The sequence below is a fragment of the Streptomyces sp. NPDC017940 genome (assembly GCF_044328435.1).
Taxonomy (GTDB): Bacteria; Actinomycetota; Actinomycetes; order Streptomycetales; family Streptomycetaceae; genus Streptomyces.
In genome coordinates this window covers 79,189-100,012 of record NZ_JBIRHJ010000009.1, presented here as the reverse complement: position 1 = coordinate 100,012, position 20,824 = coordinate 79,189, and the positions used below count along the sequence as shown (strand labels likewise).

Below are 20,824 nucleotides of genomic sequence, written 5' to 3'. Positions count from 1 at the left end.
CTCCGGGGCGACGGCACGGCGACAAGGGCGGCAACGCGGTCACGGCGAGCATACCGACCGGTATGCACCCTGGCGAGGGCGAGCACGGCCCCTGCACGTCAGTCGAGAACTCCCGCCAGGTAGGCCCGCAGCACCACCCCCGCCTCCGCGACGATCGCCTCGTCCCCGGCGGGGTCGACGCGGAAGGCGAGGCGGAAGAGGGCGTCGGCGGTCTCGACGGCGACGAGGAAGGCACGGCGCACCGCTGGGTCGGGCGGGCGGGAGAGGGGCGCGTCGGGCGGGCGGGAAAGGGGCGCGTCGGGCGGGCGGGAGAGGGGCGCGTCGGGCGGGCGGGAGAGGTAGGGGGACAGCAGTCGCGCGAGGTGGTCGGCGACGCGGTGATTGGGGGCGGCGCCGGGGTCGCCGACGGGGATCTGGGTGCCGAAGTCGACCAGGGTGAAGCCGGGGGCGGTGCGCTTCATGGTGACGTACTCGTCGAGCACCACGTCGAGGGCCGTACGCCAGTCGGCCGTCCCGCCGGCGGCGAGGCGGCGGGTGACCCGCTCGGCGTAGCGCTCCAGGTTCCGGTGGGCGAGCGCGTCGGCCATGGCCCGCTTGTTGGGGAAGAAGCGGTAGACGGAGCCGATGGGGACGCCCGCGCGTTCGGCGACGGCCCGGGTGGTCAGGTCCTCGTAGCCGACGTCGTCCAGGAGCGCCGCGCAGGCGTCGAGGATGCGGGTCAGGCGCTCGGCGCTGCGGCGCTGGACGGGCGCGCGGCGCAGGGCGGCGGCGGTGGCGGCGGGCCGGTGCCGGGGGGTGCTCGGGCCGGGTGTCCCGGGAGGTTCGGGCATCCCGGGAGAGTAGAGCACCGTTCACATTTCATCGATCCTCTTGCGCACGGAAAAAGCGAATCCTACGGTGTTCCATAGGAATAAGGTCCGGTCCATGGGGCCGGGCCCCGGGGTCAGCCTCACTGACCGGGTAGCCGAGGGAGCTGTGATGAGCGGGGACCACCCGAGCAACGACACGCGCAAGACCGCCGAGGGCCTGGGTCACCTTTCCGGCTTCGGCAACGAGCACAGCTCCGAGGCCCTGCCCGGCGCCCTGCCGCACGGCCGCAACTCCCCCCAGCGCGCCCCCCTCGGGCTGTACGCGGAGCAGCTCAGCGGCACCGCGTTCACCGAGCCGCGCGCCCACAACCGCCGCTCCTGGCTGTATCGCATCCGCCCGTCGGCCGCGCACCCGGCGTTCACGCGCGTCGACAACGGAGCGCTCCGCACGGCTCCCTTCACCGAGGCGGTGCCCGACCCCAACCGGCTGCGCTGGGACCCGCTGCCCGCGCCCGCGCCGGGCACGGACTGGCTCGCGGGCCTGTGGACGCTCGGCGGCAACGGTGACGCCACCCAGCGCACGGGCATGGCGGTGCACCTCTACCACGCCAACTCCTCCATGACCGACCGGGTGTTCAGCGACGCCGACGGCGAGCTGCTCGTCGTGCCCGAGCACGGCGGGCTCCTGCTGCGCACCGAGTTCGGGCTGCTGCACGCCGAGCCGGGCCATGTCGCCCTGATCCCGCGCGGCGTCCGCTTCCGCGTGGAGCTGCTCGACGAGAGCGCCCGCGGCTATGTCTGCGAGAACTACGGCGCGGCCTTCCAGCTCCCCGACCTCGGCCCGATCGGCGCCAACGGCCTGGCCAACGCCCGTGACTTCCATGCTCCCGTCGCCGCGTACGAGGACGTCGAGGGGCCCGTCGAGGTGGTCAACAAGTTCTGCGGCAACCTCTGGTCGGCGACCTACGGCCACTCCCCGCTCGACGTCGTCGCCTGGCACGGCAACCACGTCCCGTACGTGTACGACCTGCGCCGCTTCAACGTCATCGGCTCCCTCTCGTACGACCACCCGGACCCGTCGATCTTCACGGTGCTCACCTCGCCCTCCGACACCCCGGGCCTCGCGGGCGTCGACTTCGTGGTGTTCGCGCCGCGCTGGCTGGTCGGCGAGGACACCTTCAGGCCGCCGTACTTCCACCGGAACGTGATGAGCGAGTACATGGGCCTGATCGAGGGCGCGTACGACGCCAAGGCGGCCGGGAAGGGGGGTTTCGTACCGGGCGGCGGCTCGCTGCACAACATGATGTCGGCGCACGGCCCCGACCGGGAGACCTTCGAGAAGGCCAGTGCCGCCGAGTTGAAGCCGCAGAAGATCGACGACGGCCTCGCGTTCATGTTCGAGACCCGCTGGCCGGTCACGGCCACCGCGCAGGCGGCGAACGCGGACCACTTGCAGCACCGCTACGACGACGTGTGGCAGGGTCTTGAGCGTCATTTCCGGCCGTAGTACCCCTACTTCCGGCCGCTGCCCGCGTCGCTACGGAAGTACGGAGTCGCTCGTGACCGCTTTCGCCCCGGACTCGATCGTCCTGAACCGAAAGCTGCCGCTGTGGTATCAGGTGTCGCAGTCGCTGCGCGCCTCGATACTCGGCCGGGCGCCGGATGCCCCGCTGCGCCTGCCCACCGAGGAGCAGCTCGCGGGGCACTACGGCGTCAGTGTGCTCACCATGCGGCAGGCGCTCAAGGAGCTGGAGGACGAGGGCCTGATCAGCAGGCACCGCAGGCGGGGCACGTTCATCGAGCCCGGGGTGCAGCGCGGGTCGCCGGTGCGGCTGCTGGGTTCCGTCGACGCGATCGTGGCCCAGCAGTCCGGCATGGACACCGCGCTCCTGTCCCACGGGCAGGAGCCGGTGCCCGCCGAACTCGCCGAGTACTTCCCGGACGTGGACCGGGTCGCCACGTACCACCGCCTGCGGAGCGACGCCAAGACGGGCGAGCCCACCAACCACGCCCGCAACCACATCCGCCTCGACCTCGCGGAGCGCGTCGATCCCGCCGACCTCGAGCGGTGGCCGATGACCAAGGTCCTGCGGGACGTGGTGGGCGTGGAGATCTCCCGCATCACCGACACGGTGGAGGCCCGCCTCGCCGACCCGGAGACGGCCCGCCTCCTCCAAGTGCCGCTCCTGAGCCCGATCCTGCACTACACCGGCATCACCTACGACGATCGGGGGCGGGCCCTGGACGTGGTGCGGATCCACTACCGGGGTGACCGGTTCTCCTTCACGGTCACGCTGGACGCGACCTGATGGCGCTCCGGCGGGCCGTCGTACGATGCCGGGCGTGACGCACGACGAAGCGCCGCTGCTCGCGGATCTCATGCCGTGGTCCGTCGCGCCGCTCAGGCCGGGGCGCGGGTGGCCGATGGGGCCCGACGCCGCGTCCCTGAAGGCACGGTGGGACGCGTTCGTCCGTGCCGAGGGCGCCGACCGCGAGGCCCTGTTCGGGCCCACCCGGGCGCGGACCCTGCACACGGCCGTCGCGCAGCTGCCGGGCTTCGACGGCGCCACGGAGCGGCTCGCCCGCGCGGCGGGGCCGTGTCCCGAGCCCGTCCGGGTGCTGCACGGGCCCTTCGACGAGCAGTGGCTCATTCCCGACCACCGGCTCATCGACGCGGCACGGCCCGAGCTGTGGCGGGTCCGCGGTGAGGGGCAGGTGTTCCTGACCGAGCAGGGGTACGTCACCGACACCGGCGCGGGCTCCCCGGGCCCCCCGGTCCTGGCGTCCACCGTGCTCCCCGACGGACGCTCACCGGCGGGGCGGCCCGGCCGGATCCGCCCCCTGTTCCGGCGGCCCGGCGGCGTCGAACCCAACCTGGCCCCCGGCCTGCTGCCGTTCCTCGCCTCCGCGTACGGCACCGACGTCACCGCAGCGGACGTCCTCGCGTGGGTCCTCGCCGCCGCGCGGGCCTCGGCGGCCGGCTGCGCGGTGCCGCTGCCCGCCGATGCCGGGACGTGGGCGCGGGGGCTGGCCGCGGGGCGGCGCCTTCGGTGGCTGCACCTTCGCGGCGCGGGCGGGGAGCGGCCCAGGCTGCCGGGCGGGCGGCGGCCCTACGTACGCTCGCCGCTGCCCGCGCGGCCCGAGGCGCTCGCGTACGCACCCGACGACGAGGCCCTCCTGGTGGGCGGGGGCGGGGTCGTCTCGCCGGTGCCCGCGGGGGCCTGGGACTTCCGGGTGAGCGGGGTGCGGGTGCTCCAGCTGTGGTTCGACCGGCGCGCGGCCGCCGCGGAGCCGGGCACCCTGGAGGCCGTCCGCCCCGCCGTCTGGCCCCAGGCCTGGACGTCCCAGCTCCTGGAGCTGATCACCGTCCTCGCGCTCCTCGCCGAGGAGGAGCCGTTCACCGTGGGGGACGGCGACCTGATCACCGGTGCGGAGCTGCGGGCCGCCGGGGTGCTGCCCGCCCCGGAGCGGGCACGGCGTCCCGCGTCCGTCCTCGACCATCACGAGGAGGGGCCGGGGGGACAGTTCGCGCTGCTGTGAGTGCGCCGACGGGAGCGGCGGCGTCCCGTCCCGTCGGAAGGACACGTGGCGGTCGGGGCTCAGCCGGGGAGAGCGGGCCGGGTGCGTCTACGGTCCGTGGGGGCCGCCCGGGGAGAAGGGCGGACGGTGGGAAAAGGGGACGGCGGGGCGCCAGGGCCCGGTGCGGGCGGCGCCCACGCCGAGGAGGAGCGGGGAAGGGGCGGCGGGACGCCACGGCCCGATGCCGACGGCGCCCACGCCGGAAACTAGTGGTTGCCGAACAGCGAACGCCGCAACCTGCGCAGCGGTGCGAACAGCGAGACCCGGCGTACCCGAGCACGCCTCCCGCCGCTGCGGTCGTGCGCGACGTCACGCGAGGTGAGCTCGCGCATCAGCAGCGTCGCCTCGGCCGCCTCGCGCTGCGGGACGGCGGGGCCGCCCAGCACCGAGAGATGACGGTCGAGGCGCGAACTGCTCGCGCCGCTCCCACAAGTGATCGCAGGGACCCTCGCCCTGCTGCGCACTGTTATCTGTTCCATGTCACTCCCCACCCGTACGAGGGCACCCGGCCCAGGGCAGGTTAACCCTATCGCCCCAGCATGACACTCGTGTATCCCGGTCGCAGGATTCACCTACCCCGCAAGGAGGTTGACGATTACTCTCCGAATCCAACTGATTTCAGGGCGAGTTGGACAACCGGCGAGGACGCGGGCCGCGACGGGGCAGCGGCCGGTTCGACGGTCACAGCGAGTGATCCCGCGCCGGTGCGGAGTTCACGCGCGACGACGGGCGTTTCGCCGTCGGGGAGGCCGAGGGAGCGGGGCGGCACCCCGGTGCGTGTCACCCACAGCTGTTGCGCCCGGCCCCCGAGCGCCCGTCGGGCCCGGCGGCGGTCACCACGGCCTGTCGTCGCTCCCGGGAGGCGAGGACCCCGAGACCGCGCGGGTGTCGGGCGCGGTGAGGACGTGGGCGATCTCACGCCCGGCAGCCTTCTCCTCGTCGAGGCGCCCGTCGGCTCGGACCAGGGCGAAAGCGAGCAGAGCGGTAGCGACCAGGGCGAGCACGGCGGCGGGAGCGGCGAGCGCGGCAAGGACCGGCGCGTGGCCACGCTCCGGGGCGCCCCCGGGGGGACTGAGGGGGGCGGATCGGTGCGCAAGGGGGCTGCAACCACGCTCGGTTGAGCTACTTTTGTGGAGAATCGCACGGCCGCGGAGGGGGGCGTCGTGACCGACGGAGCACGAGTGATCGCGGGGCGCTACCGCCTCCTCGCCCCGCTCGGCGAGGGCGGCATGGGCACCGTGTGGCGCGCCAGGGACGACGTCCTCGGCCGCGAGGTCGCCGTCAAGGAGGTCCGCGCGCCCGCGGGCCTGCCCGCCGGTGAGGTCGAGCGGCTCTACGCCCGTCTGGAGCGCGAGGCCTGGGCCGCCGCCCGTATCCCGCACCGCAACGTGGTGACGGTGTACGACGTCGCCATGGACGAGGACCGGCCCTGGATCGTGATGGAGCTGGTGCGCGGCCTCTCCCTGTCGGACGCCCTGGAGTCCGAGGGCCCGATGCCCCCGCGGCGGGCCGCGCACATCGGCGCGGAGGTCCTCGCGGCCCTGCGTGCGGCGCACGGCGCGGGGGTGCTGCACCGGGACGTCAAGCCGGGCAACGTACTCCTGGCCAACGACGGCCGTGTGGTGCTCACGGACTTCGGGATCGCGACGGTGGAGGGCAGCTCCGCCCTCACCATGACCGGCGAGGTCGTCGGCTCGCCCGAGTTCCTCGCCCCGGAGCGGGCGATGGGGCGCCGTCCGGGGCCCGAGTCCGACCTGTGGTCCCTCGGCGTGCTCCTGTACGCGGCCGTGGAGGGCGTCTCGCCGTTCCGGCAGAACACCCCGCTGAGCACCCTGCGCGCCGTCGTCGACGAGGAGCTGCCGCCGCCGCGCGGCGCGGGAGTGCTGGCGCCCGTGATCGAGGGGCTGCTGCGCAAGGACCCGGCGGAGCGCTCGCTCGCGGCGGACACCGAACGCGATCTGCGCCTGGTGGCCGAGGGGCACACCCCGCGCGCCGAGTCGCCCTCGTCACCCCCCTACCAGCCGACCGTCACCGCCCACCGGCAGCCCGACCCCCCTCACCCCGCTCCTCCGCTCCCGCCCGTGGGCCCGCGCTCCGCCGCCCCGACCGGCGCGGCGCCCACCCCCGGCACCGCCACGACCACTACGTCAGGACCCCGCGAGCGTCGCGTCCGCACGGCCCTGATCGCGGCCTTCACCGTCCTGGCCCTGGCCATCGGCGGCATCACGTACGCCCTGGTGAACGACGACTCCGGCGGCGAAGGCGGCAACGGGACCAGCGACGAGAGCGGCGCCGGGAACACCGGTGGCGACGCCCCGGGCACAAGCAGCGGCGGAGACGGCGGCTCCGGCACCGACGACGGCCGGAACGGCGGCGGGAGCGGCGACAGCGGCGGCACGGACGGCGGTTCGACGGGCGGCGGCTCCACCGGCGGCAAGAACGGCGGCGGGAACGGAAGCGGAGGGAACGGCGGCGGGGGCGGGGGCGACAACACCCCCCAGTCCGTGCACGTCACCGTCACCGGTCACCGCACCTCGTACACCGGCCCGTGCCCGGTGCCGTCCGCCGAGGCGCCGTCGTTCACGGCCCGGTTCACGGTGGGGCGGGTGCCCGTGGCGGTGCAGTACCGCTGGGTCACCACCGCGGGCGGGCCGGGCGATGCGGGGTGGAAGTCCCTGCCGTTCCTCGCGGGGGGCGGCAGGAACAAGGAGGCGCAGCATGTGGTGGTGCCCTCCAGGACGGATCCGGGCACGCACCCGGGCACGGTCCACATCGAGGTCCGCAGCCCCGCGAACGTCACGTCGAACTCCGTCGGCTACGCCGTGACCTGCGAGGACGAGGAGGAGCCCACGATCGGCGGGGGCTCCTCATCGCCCTACGACCAGTGACGCCCCGTCAGGAGGCGGCCCCGCGCAGCACGGGGAGGTAGCCGCCGGACTGACCCGCGGCCGTGGGGTGGTAGGACTCGCCGATGTTGCCCAGGTTGAGGCTGTGCAGCCAGGAGTCGCCGGAGCAGATCTCGTGCCCGGAGAAGGTCGGGGTGACGTCGCCGAAGGTGAAGCCGTGGTCGGCGGCGCGCTTGGCGGTCGCGGTGTTGAGGTGGTCCGCGGCGCCGTTGATGGCGCGGCGCTCCCCCTCGCTCAGGCCGGCGAGGCAGCTGCCCCCCAGCTTGTAGAAGCGCGGGTAGCCGAGCACCACCACGCGCGCGGACGGCGCCCTGCTCTCGATCGCCGAGTAGACCCGGTCGAGCTGGCCGGGCAGGGTCGAATCGACGTACGCCTTGGCCTGGTTGACGCGGTTGACGCAGGCGGACTCGGACTGGAGCACACAGGTCGTCATCACGTCGGCGAAGCCCGCGTCGTTGCCGCCGACACTGATGGACACCAGGCCGGTGCCGGAGTTCAGCGGGCCGAGCTGGCCGGAGAGGACGTCGCCGGTGCGCGCGCCGGAACACGCGGTGAAGCTGAAGCTCGCGGGTCCGTTCTGGGCGGCCCACAGGGCCGGGTAGGCGCGGGTGCTGCGTTTGCAGGAGCCGCTGGCGCTGTCGTAGCTGCCGGCGCCGAGGCCGGAGGAGTAGGAGTCACCGAGGGCCACATAGGCGGGTGCCGCGGCCTTCTTGTCGCCGGAATCCGCGTGCGCCGCGGCCACCCCGGTGAGGGTGCTCGCGGCGGCCAGGAGAAGTGAGGAAGCATAAGCCGTGAAGCGGGACAATCTCATGGAACCTCCCTTAGCAGGATTTCTGCCTCGACAGTGGTAGCACGCACCCCGAACCCCGGGTAGTGTCCATGTCAATCAATTCTTCAGTAATTCCTCTGCCCACCAGAGGAGTTCACCGACCGGACCACCGTCCGACAACGAACATCTGCACACACCCTCCGCATCTTGACGGGCCGCCGGGGACTGGGTCACATTGAAGCCCGGCATCCGGCGTTTTGGGGGGCAAATTCGCCCATGCAGAGCATCAGAATCAGGAACGCGCGATACGGGCAGCACGCCGACCACGCACCGCTCCTCGCGGGCGTGGGCGTGGCCGCCGGATGCGTGGGGGCAGGCTTCGCACTGCTCGACCTCTCCTCACCGCTGCGCGGCCCGTTCGTCCTCTTCTTCCTCCTCGGGGCGCCGGGCTTCGCCCTGTCGCCCTGGCTGCGGGGGCTGGACATCCGGGGCCGCGCCGTGGCCTGCGCCTCCGGGGCGGTCGTGGTCAATCTGTTCGTCGCCCAGGCCATGCTGGCGCTGCACGTGTGGTCGGTCCGCGGGGGTGTCGTGGCGGTCGGCGTGGTCAGCGCGCTCGCCTACCTGTCGGCCCTGGCGCGGCGACGGCGCGACCGCACCCCGAGTGGACGGACCGCGTGACGTGGACATCACCGTGTACCGCCCGGGCGAGCTCGGCGCCGCCGACCGGGTGGCATGGACCGACATGCAGTCCAAGGCCCATCTGAACGGCGCTCCCGGACTCTCGAACCCCTTCCTGTCACCGGAGTTCACGCTCGCCATGGGGCGCGTCCGCACGAACGTGCGCGTCGCCGTGGTCACGGAGGACGGCGAGCCGGCCGCGTACCTCCCGTTCCAGAGGTCGAGAACCGGCGTGGGCCGGGCCGTCGGCCTGGGCGTGTCCGACTGCCAGGGCGTGCTGCACCGCCCGGGTTACACCTGGGACGCGCACCAACTCCTGCGCGGCTGCGGCCTGGTGCTGTGGGAGTTCGACCACCTCACGGCCGGCCAGACCGCCTTCGAGACCGGGGCGACCGGTTTCTTCCCGTCCCCCGTGATGGACCTCGACCAGGGGTACGAGGCCTACCTCGACCGGGTGCGCGCCCGCTCGCCGAAGTTCCTGCGCTCCACCCTCGCCAAGGGCCGCAGGCTCACCCGCGACCACGGCGAACTGCGCTACGCGCACGACGAGCGCGACCCCAGGATGCTGCGCACGCTGCTCGGCTGGAAGTCGGCGCAGTACCGCAGGACGGGCCGCAGCGACCGCTTCGCCCACGACTGGATCACCAGCCTGGTGCACCAGTTGTTCCACACCCGCCGCGAGACCTTCGCCGGCACGCTGTCCATGCTCTACGCCGGGGGCACCCCGGTCGCCGGGCACTTCGGGCTGCGCAGCGAGCGGGTGCTCGTGAGCTGGTTCCCCGCGTACGACCCGGACTTCGCCCGGCACTCGCCGGGCCTGCTGCTCCATCTGCGCATGGCCGAGGCGGCCGCCGCCGACGGCATCGCGCACCTCGATCTGGGCCGGGGCCAGAAACAGTACAAGGATTCGCTGAAGACACGTGAGCTCACCGTCTCCGAGGGGTGGGTGGCGTCGCGCCACCCCATGGCTATCGGCCATCGTGCGCGCCGCGCTCCGGCACGCGCGCTGCGCAACACCGTCGTCGGGCGTCCGGCATTGTTCGGACCGGCAGACCACCTGCTCAAGAGCCTGGGAAAGATCCGTTCCTGGCAGCGGAAAGAGTAGGAAGCGCACAGGAAGCGCCAGGGAACGGCACCGAAAAATAGAGTTCCGGACACGTGTTCAGTGTCTGAAGAGACGGTCAAATATCCGAAACGCGAGACCCCGTTCCAGGTCTTGCCATACCGTCGCAAGCATCAATACCGTCGTACATCAACCCGCATCGGTCCATCGGCTGTCGGTCTAGGGGAGGGCTCAAGACCGCGATGGTTCCGGCGCGGGGCGCGGTAGGGGGGTGCCCGTGCCCGGTGATCGAATTCTTGCCGGAACACGTGCCGCGCAGTTATGCCAGCTCACTCGGCATACCCGGAGATCGATTCCGGCATGGCCGCAGTGAGAATCCCCCCTTTCGAACCGGATCGACAACCGGACCGCCCGGGGGCGGGCGGTCCACCGGACGAGAGGGATCAGACTCATGAGTTCTGTTGTGCGCCCGGCCGGGCCGGGACAAGATCCTTTGATCGAGCCGGCCGCCGGCACGGCGGCGCGCTGCGAAAAGGTCGCACTGCCCGGAGAACCGGCCATTGCCGGATTGCCCGCCATTCCCAGTCAGCAGGAATACCGACCGGTCTCCTCGCACCTGGCCATTGCGCCACCGGTGAGTGTGGTGATTCCCGCCATGAACGAGGCGGAGAATCTTCCCTACGTGTTCAAGACCTTGCCCGCGTGGGTTCATGAAGTCGTCCTGGTCGACGGCAATTCCACCGACGACACGGTGGCCGTGGCCCGGGAGCTGTGGCCGGACGTGAAGGTGGTGCGCCAGCTCGGCAAGGGCAAGGGTGACGCGCTCATCACCGGCTTCGAGGCCTGCACCGGCGACATCATCGTGATGGTCGACGCGGACGGCTCGGCGGACGGCCACGAGATAGTCAGCTATGTCTCCGCGCTCGTCTCCGGGGCCGACTTCGCCAAGGGCTCCCGCTTCGCCAACGGTGGCGGCACCGACGACATGACCTTCATACGCAAGCTCGGCAACCACGTCCTGTGCTCCGTGGTCAACGCCAAGTTCGGCGCCCGCTACACGGACCTGTGCTACGGCTACAACGCCTTCTGGCGGCACTGCCTCGACAAGATCGAACTCGACTGCACCGGCTTCGAGGTGGAGACGCTGATGAACATCCGCGTCGTCAAGGCCGGACTCAAGGTGCAGGAGATCCCGAGCCACGAGTACCTGCGCATCCACGGCGTGAGCAACCTCAGCGCCGTGCGCGACGGCCTGCGGGTCCTCAAGGTGATCCTCACCGAACGCTCCAACAGGCGCACGCAGCGCCAGGGCGCGCGCGCCGCGGGCCGACCACACCGGGGAGAAGCTTCTTGACCTCCATCTCGGTGGTCGTCTGCGTGTACACCGAGGACCGCTGGGAGGACATCCTCGCAGCGGTCTCCTCGGTGCGCGCGCAGTCCCACAAGGCCCACGAGACCCTGCTCGTGGTGGACCACAACACGTCCCTGCTCGACCGTCTGACCAGGGAGTACAAGGCAACGGAAGAGGTGCGGGTGCTCGCCAACGCGGGCCCCCGCGGCCTGTCCGCGGGCCGCAACACCGGCATCGCGGAGTCCACCGGGGAGATCATCGCCTTCCTGGACGACGACGCCGTGGCCGAGCGGGACTGGCTGCTCCGCTTCGCCGAGGGGTACACCGACCCCGAGGTGTTCGCGGTCGGCGGGCGCACCCTGCCCGCCTGGGCCTCCGGGCGCAGGCCCCGCTGGTTCCCCGAGGAGTTCGACTGGGTCGTCGGGTGCATGTACCGCGGCCATCCGACGGGCCGGGTGCGGGTGCGCAACGTCCTCGGCGGCAACGCCTCCTTCCGGCGCACCGCCTTCGACATCGCGGGCGGCTTCGCGAACGGCATCGGCCGTGACGGCGACAAACTGCCCCTCGGCTGCGAGGAGACGGAGCTGTGCATCCGGCTCACCCGCGCGCGGCCCGACGCGGTGCTGCTCATCGACGACCGCGCCGTCATCCACCACCGGGTGCCGCCCGCGAGGGAACGCTTCGCCTACTTCCGTACCCGTGCGTACGCCGAAGGCCTCTCCAAGGCCCTGGTGGCACGCAGTGTGGGAGCGGACAAGGGGCTCGAGTCGGAGCGGCGCTACGCGACCCGGGTGCTGCCCGCCGGTGTCGGCCGCGGGCTGCGGGACGCGCTCCTGGCCCGTCCCGGCGGCGCCGGGCGCGCGGGCGCCATCGTGGCGGGCGTGGCCGCGGCCGCGGTCGGGTACGTCGTCGGGAGCGCGCGGGCGCGGCGGTCGGGCGCGACGTTCTCGATCGTGGACATCGCCGGTGCGGGGTCCGCGGGGGCGCCGCCCGGGGGCCCTGCGGACCCGAACGGCGCCGGGGGCACAGAGGACCGGAAGGGCTCGGAGGGTGCGAAGGGCTCGGGGGGCGGGGAGGCCGCCGCATGAGAACCTCCGGCATACCGATCCTGATGTACCACTCGGTCGCGCGCCGGCCGAACGAGGCCACGCACGACCTGTCCGTCGCGCCCGAGGCGTTCGCCGAGCAGATGGAGGTCGTCCGCGCGCTCGGCTGCACCCCGCTCACCACCGCCCAGCTGGCCGCGCACTGGCGCAACCCGGGCCGGCCGCTGCCCACCCGCCCGGTCCTGATCACCTTCGACGACGGTTACGAGGGCGTGCACCGGCACGCGCTCCCGGCCCTCGCCCGGCACGGCTACGCCTCGACGCTGTTCGTCGCGACGGCCTGGGTGCGCGGGCAGCACGACAACGGGGGCGGCCTCGACACCATGCTCGACTGGGACCAGGTGCGCGATCTGGCCGCGGCGGGCGCGGAGATCGGCGGTCACAGCCACACGCATCCGCAGCTCGACCAACTCAGTGACGACGCCCTCTGGTTCGAGCTGGTGCGCTGTCGTGAGATCCTCGCCGACGAGCTGGGCACGCCGCCCGTGTCGTTCGCCTACCCCTACGGCTACTCGTGCCGCCGGGTGCGGAGTGCGGTGCGGGGTGCCGGGTTCGGGCAGTCGCTCGCCGTGGGCAACGCCCTGGCCCGGCGCCGTCAGGGCCCGTACGCGCTGCGCCGGGTGACGGTGCGGCGCAGCACGGACGTCGAGGAGTTCGAGCGCCTGCTGCTCGGCCGTTCGCTCACCCGGTGCTTCGCCAGGGACCGGGTGCTCAGCAAGGGGTACGCCATCGTCCGCAGAGCCCGACAAGCCCGCCGGAAGGCAGCTCGCGCCCGTGTCTGACACGAAGACCACCGCAGCGGCAGAGGTCACAGGAACCGAGGCGCAAAGCGGCGGGGCGCCACCGCCACCCGGCAGGCCGCGACGCCTGCGGCTGCCGGGAGCGCGGAAGGGCGGGGGCAGCACCCCGCTCTTCCGCAACGCCTACGCGCTCATGCTGAACACGGGCATCTCCGGCCTGCTCGGCCTCGGCTTCTGGCTGGCCGCCGCCCGTTACTACTCGGAGTCGGCGGTCGGCCAGGGCTCGGCGGCCATCGCGGCGATGAAGCTGCTCGCGGGCATCACCGCCGTCACCCTCATGGGCGCGCTCGCCCGCTTCATCCCGGTGGCGGGCCGCGCGACGGGGAAGCTCATCTTCCGCACCTACGCGGGAAGTTCCGTCGTCGTCGGCCTCGCGGCCCTCGTCTTCCTGTTCACCCTGGACCTGTGGGGGCCGTCCTACCGCTTCCTGCACGGCCCGCTCGCCGGTCTCGCCTTCGTCGCCGCGGTGATCGCGTGGTCGCTCCTGACGCTCCAGGACGGCGTGCTCACCGGGCTGCGCAACGCGCTGTGGGTGCCGGTGGGCAACACGGTGTTCTCCGTCGTGAAGCTGGGGCTCCTGATCGTCGTCGCGGCGGCCGTTCCGACGGCCGGGGTCTTCGTGTCGTGGGTGGCGGCGATCGCCTTCTCGGTGATACCGCTCGGCTGGCTGGTGTTCCGGCGGCTCGTGCCGCGCCATGTCGAGGCCACCGAGGGGCGCACACGGCCGCCCTCGGTGCGGGAGATGGGGCGCTTCCTCGCGGGCGACTACACCGGTTCGCTGTGCTCGCTGGCCGTGGTGTACCTCGTACCGGTGATCGTGGCCGCGCAGGTCAGCTCCGAGGACAACGCGTACTTCTACATCGCGACGACCATCGGCGGCACCACGAACCTGCTCGCCATCAACATGGGCGCGTCCCTGACCGTGGAGGGCGCCCACGACCCGGCCCGGCTCGCCGCCAACACCCGGGCCGCGCTGCGCCGGATGGCGCGGATCATGCTTCCGGTGTGCGCGATCCTCTTCGTCGGCGCCCCGTACATCCTGCACGTCTTCGGCTCCGGCTACTCGGAGGCGGCGACACCGCTGCTGCGCTGGTTCGCGGTGGGCGCGGCGCTGCGGGTCGTCATGGAGACGTACTTCGCCGTCCTGCGCGCCCAGAGCCGTACCTCCGGACTCGCCTGGCTACAGGGCCTGCTGTGCGTCCTGGTGCTCGGTCTGACGCTGCTGCTGCTTCCGCGGATGGGGCTGACGGGGGCGGGTGTCGCGGAGATCTCCAGCCTGGCGCTGATCGTGGCGATCGCGGCGCCCAAGCTGTACGCGATCACGCGGGCGGCACCGGGCGAGCGCGCGGCGCCGGACGGCGACCTGGCGGATCTCGGCACCCCGGGCTCCCCCGCGCCGCGCACGGCGCCCGCCGCGGCCGGTCAGGCGCACCCGCGGTCCCCGGACCGGCGGCGGCACGGTCCCGCGTGGGCGCTGCGCGAGTCCCTGGACTCCGACACACTGCAACTGGCGGTCCAGATCGACCTGGACCACCAGGAGCGGCGTCCGGACGTACGTCCGGGCCTGACGGCACGGGGGCCCGCGGGAGCGGGCAAGGGGGACAGCTCGATGACAGGACACCTGCCGACGTGGGCGGTCAGGTCGGCGCTCACGACGCCGGCGGACGAGGCGGCAGCCGAGGACGCGCCGCCCGCCGCCCGGCCCGGCAAGCGCGGGGTGGTGCTCAGCAAGGCGGGCGCCGGGCCCGCAGAGGCCGACGTTCAGGACGAGGCAGACGGGACAGCCCGAGCAGCGGCTGACGCGGCACCGGCAGACGCAGCACCCGCTGACGCGGCACCGGCAGACGCGGCCGAAGCGACCGGAGCAGCAGCGGAAGGAGCGGGGGACGGACCCAGCACGCCTGCCGTGCCGGACGCGCCGGACGGCGTGAGCGAGGGGAACGGCCTGCGCGACGTGAACGACCTCGACCACCTGGACAGCCTGAGCGACGTGAACGGCCTCGACGGTCTGGACGGCCGAAGCGACGTGAACGGCCTCGACCGCCTGAACGACCCGCGCGACGCAAACGGCCTCGGCAACCTGCACGACCTGCACGACCTGAACGGCCTCGACCACCTGGACGGCCTGGACAGCCTGCACGACCTGAACGGGTCGGGTGCCGCGAAGCCCAAGGTCAAGGAACCCTGGCCGACCGTGGTGAACCCGATGGCTCCGCCGGCCGCCGTGCCCCCGCAAGCACTCGGCACCCGCCGGGCCGAACCCGCACCGGCGGCCTCCGCCCCACCCCCGGCAGCGCAGAAGACCCCCGCGGCCCCCGCCACCCCGGCCGCCGCGTCCCCACCCCTGGCGGGTGTCGCGCCGGGTCCGGGAGCGGACCGGGCGGCACGGCGTCGCCCCCTCCTCCTCGGCGCGCTCCTCGTCGCGGCCCTCGGCCTGTACTGGCTGCCGGTGTCCGGGCTCGGCGAGCGGGACCTGGACCGCATGGGCGGGCTCGGCCTCGTCTCCGTGCTGCCGCTGCCCACGCTCCTCGGGGCCGCGCTCCTGGTGGGCGTGTTCGCGACACTGCTGTGGCAGGAGCGCCCGCACCGGCGGCTGCTCCTGCTGACCCTGGTCGCCACGGTCGTGTCCCTGCACGCGCTGCCTGCCGTCATCGAGACGGAGCCGCGGTTCGCGACGGCCTGGCAGCACCTGGGCTTCCTCGAGTACATCGACAGGACCGGCACCGCGGTGCCCGACCTGGACGCGCGCTGGAGCTGGCCCGGCTTCTTCGCCGCCGCCACGTTCCTCGCGAAGGCGTGCGGCGTCTCGGACATGACCGAGGTCATCCGCTGGTGGCCGACGGCGATCCAACTGCTCTACCTGGTACCGATGCTGCTGCTCACCCGCTCCCTGCGGGCGGGCTGGCGCGCCAAGTGGGCAGGACTGTGGATCTTCGTCCTCAGCGGTTGGGTCGGCCAGGACTACTTCTCGCCGCAGGGGTTCACGTACCTCCTGTACATCGCCTTCGTGGCCGTCCTGCTCGTGTGGTTCCGCGCGCCGCGCGTGGTGTGGACGAAGCGGCGGCCCGGCGAGGCCGAGGTCGAGCCCACCGACCGCCGCCAGCAGGCGGTGCTCCTTCTCGTCCTGATGGGCCTGTTCGCGGGCACGGTGCCCGCGCACCAGCTGACGCCGTTCGTGATGCTCGGCGTCCTGACGGTCCTGGTCCTGGTGCGCCGCTGCGAGCTGCGCGGCATGCCGCTGCTGTGCGGTGTCCTGGTCGCCGTGTGGCTGGGCTTCTTCGCGGAGCCCTACTGGTCGGGGCACTTCAGCGAACTGTTCGGCGGGGTCGGCGGGGTCGGCTCCAATGTGTCGTCGTCGGTGTCGGGGCGCATCGAGGGCGGCAGCGAGACGCACAAGCTGGTCCTGTACGTGCGGGTGGCGCTCGCGGGTTCGGTGCTGGCGCTCGCCTGCTTCGGCTGGTGGCGCAGGCGCAGGTACAAGTACCGCGAGGTGTCCCTCGTCGTCCTCGCCTTCGTGCCGTTCCTCGGCTTCGGCATGCAGAGCTACGGCGGCGAGATGGCGCTGCGCGTGTTCATGTTCGCGCTGCCGGGTGCCGCGCTGCTCGCCGGGCTCGCGCTGTTCCCGCGTACGGGTGTCACGGCCGAGGAGCGCGACCGCGACAGGAGGAGCCACGCACCGCTGGCCGCGCTGCTCGCCGGACTCGTCCTCGTGGGCGGCTTCCTCGTAGCGCGCTGGGGCAACGAGCCCTTCGAGCGGATCAGGACCGGCGAGGTCGCCGCCATGGAGTACGTGTACGCGCACGACGACCCGACGGTACGGCTGCTGTGGATGAGCAACGACACCGTCAACAACGTCACGCCCGCGATCCCCTGGGGCAGACAGGACGCCGAGAAGGTCGAGTACGTGCCCACCCTGGCGCCCGTGGACCCGGCCCTGGTGTCGGGCCTGGTGAAGGCGCTCAAGGACGCGGGCCCGAACTCGTACCTCATGATCAACCGCAGTCAGACCGTCTATCTCCAGATGGACACGGGCTATCCGGAGAACTGGGACACCCGTCTCGCCCGCTCCCTCGACAAGCGCGCGGAGCTGAAGAAGGTGTACGGCAACGCCGACGCGATGCTGTACGCGCTGCGCGCACAGCCCGACACCCCCGTCGTGAAGGCCGAACCGGGTGCGGTCGGACCGAAGGTGACCTGGACTCCGTGGTCGGTGGTGGGTGCCCTCGCCGTGCTCGCGCTGATCGCGCTCCTCGCGGTGCGGGAGGTCGTCAGGGTGGCGGCGGCGCCCAGCGTGGGGCAGCAGCGCTGGTTGCAGAGCAGCTTCTGGTTCTCGCTGCCGCTGCTCGCGGTGTTCCTCGCGTCGCTGATACAGCGGTTCCTGACGATGGCGTAGCGGCGGCCCGGCCCCTGGAGGGCTCGTACGGATGTGGCTCACCCGGTGCGGCGACTCAGCGGGTGAGCCACTTCACCTCGTACGCGGCCATGGCGAACCGTTCGCCGTCGACCTCGGCGCTGATCTCGCGGTCCTGGGTGTTCACCACCAGGACCGTCTCGTCGTCGGCGAGGACGCGGACGTTCGACGCGTCGCCCGCGACGGACACCTTCTCGTAGCGGGTGCCGGGCGGGAAGGCGGCGGAGAAGCGGGCGAGCGTCCGCAGCATGGGCAGTTCGCGGCCGCCGTCGGGGAGCTGGGTCGCGCTCCACAGACAGCCCGCGCACTTCTCGCCCCGTTTCTGCGGGTTCCAGTAGAAGCCGCTGGTCGCACCGCCGCGGGCCATCGCCATCAGGCCCGAGGCGTGCACGGCGACACGGCGCGGCTCGCTCCAGTCGTCGCGGTTGTCCTCGCTGTCGCCCAGCTCCACGTAGTACTCGGCCCACCACAGCGGCAGCCCTCCGGTGCGCTCGCGCACCCAGCGGCCGACGGCGGTGAACTTGTCCGTGGCCCCGAACTCGTCGGGATGGAGTTCGTCGTCGACGGTGTACGTGGCCCCGTCCACGACCACGAAGTCGGCGCCCGCCTTGTGCTTGTTCCAGTAGTCGAACGCCTCGACGGACGGCTTGTCGAGGCGGCCCCAGGGGCCCTTGACGTCCGAGGCGTTCTCGGTCTGGCGGGGGTGGACGCTGTCCATCACGAGGTAGGGGCCGCCCACCTTGATGTCCTTGTCGACCTCCTTCAGGGCCTTGTACACCAGGTTGTAGAACTCGGTGTAGCCCTCGTAGTCCCAGCGTTTCTCGGGGGTGTTCCAGAAGCCCTTGAACTCGTTCCAGACGAGGAAGTGCCGTACGTCGGGGTAGCGCTTCGCGACGGTCGCGGCCAGGGCGGCGAAGTCGTCGAAGTGCTCGGGGCGGGGCGCGGTCTCCAGGGACTCCTGGCTCCAGTCCGTGTTGTCGGAGCCCGGTTCGCCGCCCTTCATCCAGTCCGGGGCGCAGCACAGCGTCACGACCGGCGCGCCCTTGGTGGCCCGGATGAAGTCGATGCGCTGGTCCATGGCCTCGAAGTCGTAACGCCCCTTGACCGGCTCGGGGTTGCCCGCACCCCAGCCCATCAGGTGCTGGATCTGCGGCAGTGGGCGCCGCTGGTCCGCGAGGAGGCGCTTGGCGCGGCCGACCGCCGCGTCGTCGCCGTCGTCGGCGCTGTACTGCGTGTGCGTGAAGCCGAAGCCGACCTCCGGGGCCGGGGCGCCGGGAGGCACGGCGGGGGTGCCGTGCACCTTGTCGCCGTCCGGGGTGGTGCCGGCCGTGCTGCCCCGGTTCTGCTCGGGGACGTTGAGCACGGTCACGACCAGGGCCAGGGCGGCCAGACCAATACCGATGAGGGCGGCGAGACGCCACCGCCGCTCGTCCGAACTCCACGCATGCCGTCGCATCAAGGGCCAGGGTAGCGGCGTGCCTGCGCGCTGGGGCCGGTTCCACCCGACACGCCCGGCACGGGTGAGGGCACGGGTTCCGGACATCCGCCCCGGTGCGGCGCGCGCGCCGGTACGCGGCAGCGCACTGGGGAAACCGCGTGCACGAGGGCGCATGCGTGACGGATCATGGCGGCATGTCTGCGAACCCTCAGGACGCCTTGCCGATCCGGCTCAACGTCGACGACAGCGACTCCCCGGCGGACGTCGTGGACGCGCTGTTCCTCGGCCGCTTCGCGACGGGCGAGCAGCCGTACTCGCACAGCGCCAACATCGACCGCGTCAAGCCGGGATCCGCGCTGCTCCCGGCGGGGGCGACGGTGTTGCGGGCCGCCCGTGACGACGACCGCAGCGCCACCCTCGCCCAGGGCGACGGCTGGACGCTGCTCGTGTCCCGCTGGAACCGCGGCGCGGACGTCACGGTGACGGCCGCGAGCGCCGAGCTCGCCGAGAAGATCCTGAAGGAGGCCACGGACGGGGCGCAGGACGAGCCCGAGCCGCAGCCGGAGAACGTGACCATGGGGTTCTGGTACGTGTCGCCGCGGCGCGGTCCGCACCGCACGACGCGGCAGATCTCCGCGGGCACGTGGGAGGAGGTGCGGGAGAACTACACCGCGCCGGTGGCGGGCGCCATGGACAAGCTGATGAAGACCACGCCGGAGGACATCTCGGGTCGGCTGCTGCTGCTCCACGGCCCGCCGGGCACCGGCAAGACGTCCGCGCTGCGCACGCTCGCCCGGTCCTGGCGCGACTGGTGCCAGGTGGACTGCGTCCTGGACCCCGAGCGCCTGTTCACCGACGTCGGCTATCTCATGGACATCGCCATCGGCGAGGACGACGGCACCGCGAAGGGCCGCTGGCGGCTGCTGCTCCTCGAGGACTGCGACGAGTTGATCCGCGGTGAGGCCAAGCACACCGCGGGGCAGGCGCTCTCCCGGCTGCTCAACCTCACGGACGGGTTGCTCGGGCAGGGCCGCAATGTCCTCGTCGGTGTCACCACCAACGAGGACCTGGAGCGGTTGCACCCGGCGGTGGTGCGGCCCGGGCGGTGTCTCGCCCGTATCGAGGTGGGGCCGCTCACGCCCTCGGAGTCCGCCGAGTGGCTCGGCACCACGGAGGGGCTTTCTCGCGAGGGCGCGACCTTGGCCGAGCTGTACGCCCTCCGGCGGGGGTCCTCCCCCACGTCCCTTCCGTCCGCCCGGGACGGGGCCGACGGGGGTCTGTACCTGTAGCGGGGCGAAGCCCCGTGGGTGTTGCCTGCGGTACCGAAAATCCAGCCCGTCCGGCGTTTGAGGACGAGGCGCGGAGCGCCGATACGGGGGCCGGGGGCGAAGCCCCGTGTGTGTTGCCTGCGCGTTGGCGGGGGCTTGGCGCGCGGTTCCCCGCGCCCCTTACGGGGCGAAGCTCCCGTATGCCGCGCGCAGGGCGTCCCGGGCCGCGGCCAAGGCGGCCTCCTCGGTGAGGCCGAGGCGGTGGGCCCGTTCGGCGTAGGCCTGCGCGGCGTCGGCGGCGCCCCGGGCCGCGGCGTCCCCCGCCGCGGCCACGAACGTCCCGTTCCGCCCCCGCGTCTCGATGACCCCGTCCTCCTCCAGGGCCCGGTACGCCTTGGCGACGGTATTGGCGGCGAGCCCCAGCGTCTGGGCGAGCCCCCGCACCGTGGGCAACTTGTAGCCCACGGGCAGACTCCCGCTCCGCGCCTGCGCGGCGATCTGCTCCCGCACCTGTTCGTAGGGCGCGGCCACGGCCCGCCCCTCCGCACCCTCGTCCAGCACGATCGTCAACGTCACCCGGCGATTGTCCCGTACCCCGCGGGCGAAAAAGGAGAGGCGCCCCCCGAGCGCGCCCGCGTACGGTCCG

17 protein-coding genes are annotated in these 20,824 nt (G+C 72.7%); 11 read left to right on the top strand and 6 right to left on the bottom strand.

All coding sequences use genetic code 11. The features are described 5' to 3' along the window. Positions 1–98: 98 nt before the first annotated feature. Entirely contained in the window at positions 99–830 is a 732-nt protein-coding gene (locus ACH4DX_RS29040) for a TetR family transcriptional regulator (protein WP_398157333.1), read from the bottom strand. A 148-nt stretch (positions 831–978) separates the two neighbouring features. Between ACH4DX_RS29040 and hmgA the strand changes: the two genes are divergently transcribed. From hmgA to ACH4DX_RS29025, 3 genes are read left to right on the top strand one after another with little or no spacing between them, the layout of a single operon-like run. After that, on the top strand, positions 979–2,316 hold the full coding sequence (hmgA, locus tag ACH4DX_RS29035) for a homogentisate 1,2-dioxygenase (protein ID WP_398157332.1): 1,338 nt from the start codon (positions 979–981) through the stop codon (positions 2,314–2,316). A 52-nt stretch (positions 2,317–2,368) separates the two neighbouring features. Beyond that, positions 2,369–3,118 (top strand): GntR family transcriptional regulator, encoded by a 750-nt coding sequence (locus tag ACH4DX_RS29030; RefSeq protein ID WP_398157331.1) that lies wholly within the window; start codon positions 2,369–2,371, stop codon positions 3,116–3,118. A gap of 25 nt (positions 3,119–3,143) precedes the next feature. Next, the gene (locus ACH4DX_RS29025) at positions 3,144–4,349 is read left to right on the top strand and encodes a type ISP restriction/modification enzyme (RefSeq protein ID WP_398157330.1); all 1,206 of its coding nucleotides are present in this window, start codon (positions 3,144–3,146) and stop codon (positions 4,347–4,349) included. A gap of 245 nt (positions 4,350–4,594) precedes the next feature. Here the strand turns inward: ACH4DX_RS29025 and ACH4DX_RS29020 are convergent, their stop codons facing one another. Beyond that, complete coding sequence (locus ACH4DX_RS29020) at positions 4,595–4,867, bottom strand: hypothetical protein (RefSeq protein WP_030560169.1); 273 nt, start codon at positions 4,865–4,867, stop codon at positions 4,595–4,597. A gap of 354 nt (positions 4,868–5,221) precedes the next feature. Then, positions 5,222–5,392 (bottom strand): hypothetical protein, encoded by a 171-nt coding sequence (locus ACH4DX_RS29015; RefSeq protein WP_398157329.1) that lies wholly within the window; start codon positions 5,390–5,392, stop codon positions 5,222–5,224. A 225-nt stretch (positions 5,393–5,617) separates the two neighbouring features. Here ACH4DX_RS29015 and ACH4DX_RS29010 point away from each other — a divergent pair, with 225 nt between their 5' ends. After that, positions 5,618–7,276, top strand: coding sequence for a serine/threonine-protein kinase (locus tag ACH4DX_RS29010; RefSeq protein ID WP_398157504.1), 1,659 nt, complete (start codon positions 5,618–5,620; stop codon positions 7,274–7,276). A gap of 7 nt (positions 7,277–7,283) precedes the next feature. Here ACH4DX_RS29010 and ACH4DX_RS29005 read toward each other — a convergent pair whose 3' ends face one another. Further along, a complete protein-coding gene (locus ACH4DX_RS29005) occupies positions 7,284–8,105 on the bottom strand; it encodes an SGNH/GDSL hydrolase family protein (RefSeq protein ID WP_398121527.1) in 822 nt (273 codons plus the stop codon). A gap of 234 nt (positions 8,106–8,339) precedes the next feature. On the opposite strand from ACH4DX_RS29005, the gene ACH4DX_RS29000 reads away from it, so the two are divergent. From ACH4DX_RS29000 to ACH4DX_RS28975, 6 genes are all read left to right on the top strand, one after another. Then, positions 8,340–8,741, top strand: coding sequence for a hypothetical protein (locus tag ACH4DX_RS29000; RefSeq protein WP_398157328.1), 402 nt, complete (start codon positions 8,340–8,342; stop codon positions 8,739–8,741). 1 nt (position 8,742) lies between these two features. Continuing rightward, positions 8,743–9,846, top strand: a complete 1,104-nt coding sequence (locus ACH4DX_RS28995; protein ID WP_398157327.1) for a GNAT family N-acetyltransferase — start codon at positions 8,743–8,745, stop codon at positions 9,844–9,846. Positions 9,847–10,255: 409 nt separating this feature from the next. Continuing rightward, positions 10,256–11,158 (top strand): glycosyltransferase family 2 protein, encoded by a 903-nt coding sequence (locus ACH4DX_RS28990; protein ID WP_398157326.1) that lies wholly within the window; start codon positions 10,256–10,258, stop codon positions 11,156–11,158. Continuing rightward, positions 11,155–12,243: a glycosyltransferase family 2 protein gene (locus ACH4DX_RS28985; RefSeq protein WP_398157325.1), complete on the top strand. Its 1,089-nt coding sequence runs from the start codon at positions 11,155–11,157 to the stop codon at positions 12,241–12,243. Before ACH4DX_RS28990 ends, ACH4DX_RS28985 begins: the two co-directional genes overlap by 4 nt. Then, the gene (locus ACH4DX_RS28980) at positions 12,240–13,043 is read left to right on the top strand and encodes a polysaccharide deacetylase family protein (protein WP_398121517.1); all 804 of its coding nucleotides are present in this window, start codon (positions 12,240–12,242) and stop codon (positions 13,041–13,043) included. The genes ACH4DX_RS28985 and ACH4DX_RS28980 overlap by 4 nt, the downstream gene beginning before the upstream one ends. Beyond that, positions 13,036–17,454, top strand: coding sequence for a lipopolysaccharide biosynthesis protein (locus ACH4DX_RS28975; RefSeq protein WP_398157324.1), 4,419 nt, complete (start codon positions 13,036–13,038; stop codon positions 17,452–17,454). The genes ACH4DX_RS28980 and ACH4DX_RS28975 overlap by 8 nt, the downstream gene beginning before the upstream one ends. 55 nt (positions 17,455–17,509) lie before the next feature. Here ACH4DX_RS28975 and ACH4DX_RS28970 read toward each other — a convergent pair whose 3' ends face one another. After that, positions 17,510–18,928, bottom strand: a complete 1,419-nt coding sequence (locus ACH4DX_RS28970) for a xylan 1,4-beta-xylosidase (protein WP_398157323.1) — start codon at positions 18,926–18,928, stop codon at positions 17,510–17,512. 176 nt (positions 18,929–19,104) lie between these two features. On the opposite strand from ACH4DX_RS28970, the gene ACH4DX_RS28965 reads away from it, so the two are divergent. Then, positions 19,105–20,199, top strand: a complete 1,095-nt coding sequence (locus ACH4DX_RS28965; RefSeq protein ID WP_398121511.1) for a DUF5925 domain-containing protein — start codon at positions 19,105–19,107, stop codon at positions 20,197–20,199. 159 nt (positions 20,200–20,358) lie between these two features. Here ACH4DX_RS28965 and ACH4DX_RS28960 read toward each other — a convergent pair whose 3' ends face one another. Further along, the gene (locus tag ACH4DX_RS28960; protein WP_398121509.1) at positions 20,359–20,754 is read right to left on the bottom strand and encodes a GntR family transcriptional regulator; all 396 of its coding nucleotides are present in this window, start codon (positions 20,752–20,754) and stop codon (positions 20,359–20,361) included. Positions 20,755–20,824 lie beyond the last annotated feature (70 nt).